This is a genomic window from Mesorhizobium sp. M7A.F.Ca.CA.004.12.1.1 (assembly GCF_003997835.1).
GTDB lineage: Bacteria > Pseudomonadota > Alphaproteobacteria > Rhizobiales > Rhizobiaceae > Mesorhizobium.
The window spans coordinates 1-2,044 of record NZ_RZRK01000976.1 but is presented as its reverse complement, the minus strand read 5'-3'; the positions used below and the strand labels follow the sequence as shown (position 1 = coordinate 2,044).

Annotated in this window: 2 protein-coding genes and 1 pseudogene; 1 reads left to right on the top strand and 2 read right to left on the bottom strand. The window is 64.7% G+C overall.

Annotated elements, in window-relative coordinates; all coding sequences use genetic code 11:
* On the bottom strand, positions 1-205 hold a 205-nt coding region (locus tag EN984_RS32485), incomplete at its 3' end, for an Lrp/AsnC family transcriptional regulator (protein ID WP_164765825.1).
* A 115-nt stretch (positions 206-320) separates the two neighbouring features.
* On the opposite strand from EN984_RS32485, the gene EN984_RS32480 reads away from it, so the two are divergent.
* Entirely contained in the window at positions 321-1,424 is a 1,104-nt protein-coding gene (locus EN984_RS32480) for a saccharopine dehydrogenase family protein (protein WP_127268447.1), read from the top strand.
* A gap of 222 nt (positions 1,425-1,646) precedes the next feature.
* On the opposite strand, the pseudogene EN984_RS32470 reads toward EN984_RS32480, so the two are convergent.
* A pseudogene (locus tag EN984_RS32470) lies at positions 1,647-2,044 on the bottom strand (dihydrolipoyl dehydrogenase); the annotation flags it as partial.

Here is a 2,044-nt window from a genome sequence, read left to right as displayed (position 1 = left end):
GTACATGCGCCCGCACCAGCCCCTGCTCATAGTCCGGCGCCAGTCGCACACCATAGCCTGATATGATGCCGCGCTGCTCCAGCCGTTCGATCCGGCTCTGCACCGTGGTCCGCGAGACGCCAAGCCGCCGCGCCAGCTCGGCGGTCGAGGCGCGCGCATTCTCGCGCAGCAGGGAAAGCAGGGCCTGTTCGGCGTCACTGAGCATTTCGACGATTCTTCCCGGCAGACTGTCCAATCAACGGTTTCGTTTCGAACCAAACCACGCTTCCATTCGACGGGCAAGCTGCGAATCTGGGCTCACAATCAGTGAGGGATCGGCCATGAAGAAAATTGTCGTTGTCGGCGCCGGAAAGATCGGCTCGACCATTGCCGAGATGCTCGCCGCCAAGGGGGATTATCAGGTCACGCTCGTCGACCGCTCGGCAGCACAGTTCGCTGCTGCCGAACTGCCGGCCACGGTTGCGACGCTTGAGCTCGACATCGAAGCATCCGGCACGCTTGAAGCCGCACTCGCCGGCAAATTCGCGGTGCTCAGCGCCGCTCCCTTCCATCTGACCACCCGCATCGCCGAAGCGGCGGCCTGTGCCGGCGTGCACTATCTCGACCTGACCGAGGATGTCGTCTCGACCCGCCGCGTCAAGGAACTGGCGGTTTCGGGCAGAAGCGCCTTCATTCCGCAATGCGGCCTGGCGCCGGGCTTCATCTCGATCGTCGCCAACGATCTCGCCAGCCGGTTCGATTCGCTGGAGAGCGTGCGCATGCGCGTCGGCGCCCTGCCGCAATATCCCTCCAATGCACTGAACTACAATCTGACCTGGAGCACCGACGGCGTCATCAACGAATATTGCGAGCCCTGCGAGGCGATCGTCGAAGGCGAGCTGGTCGAGGTGCCGCCACTGGAAGAGCGCGAGGAGTTCTCGCTCGACGGCGTCACCTACGAAGCGTTCAACACCTCCGGCGGCCTTGGCACGCTGGCCGAGACGCTGAAGGGCAGAGTGCGCACGCTGAACTACCGCACCATCCGCTATCCCGGCCACGCCGCGATCATGAAGGCGCTGCTCAACGATCTCGGCCTGCGCCACCGCCGTGACGTGCTGAAAGACATTTTCGAGAGCGCGCTGCCGGCGACGCTGCAGGACGTGGTCATCGTCTTCGTCACCGTCTCCGGCCGCAAGAACGGCCGCCTGCTGCAGGAGACCTACGCCAACAAGATCTACTCCAGGCGCATCGGCGATCAGGTGCGCAGCGCCATCCAGATCACCACGGCGTCCGGCATCTGCGCCGTGCTCGACATGCTCGCCGACGGCAGCCTGCCGGCCACGGGCTTCATCAAGCAGGAAGACATCGCGCTCGACGCGTTTCTGGCCAACCGCTTCGGCCGCGCCTATGCGCAGCATGAGATGGTGAGCCGGCTGGCGGGGTGATCAGCGTCTCTCTCTTGTGAGAGGCTGCCCCCCTCTGCCCTGCCGGGCATCTCCCCCTCTAGGGGGGAGATAGGCTGTCATCTTAGATTTCGCCAATTTTCAAAGTCTTGGAAGAGGCGGGTTGCCCGAAACTGCTGATCTCCCCCCTTGAGGGGGAGATGTCCGGCAGGACAGAGGGGGGCGAGTGTCCCGCCAGCATCACCGCCTTTGCACTGTCACGAATCAAACATGCAGCGCGTGCCCCAGCGCCTTGAGCGCCGCTTCCTGGAATCCCTCGCCTTGCGTCGGATGGGCATGGATGGTGCCGGCAATGTCCTCCAGCCTGGCGCCCATCTCCAGCGCCAGGCCAAAAGCCGCCGCCAGTTCCGACACGCCCTGCCCGACCGCCTGGATGCCGAGCACCAGATGGTTGTCCGCCCGCGCCACCACGCGGACGAAGCCGTCTTCGCCCAGCTTCGTCATCGCCCGGCCGTTGGCGGCGAACGGGAACATGCCGATCTTGATCTCGCCGCCCAGAGCCCTGGCCTCTTCCGGCGAAAGACCAGCGGTGACGAGTTCCGGATCGGTGAAGCAAACGGCGGGAATGGCGCGCTTGTCCCAGTTGCGCTTGTGGCCGGCGA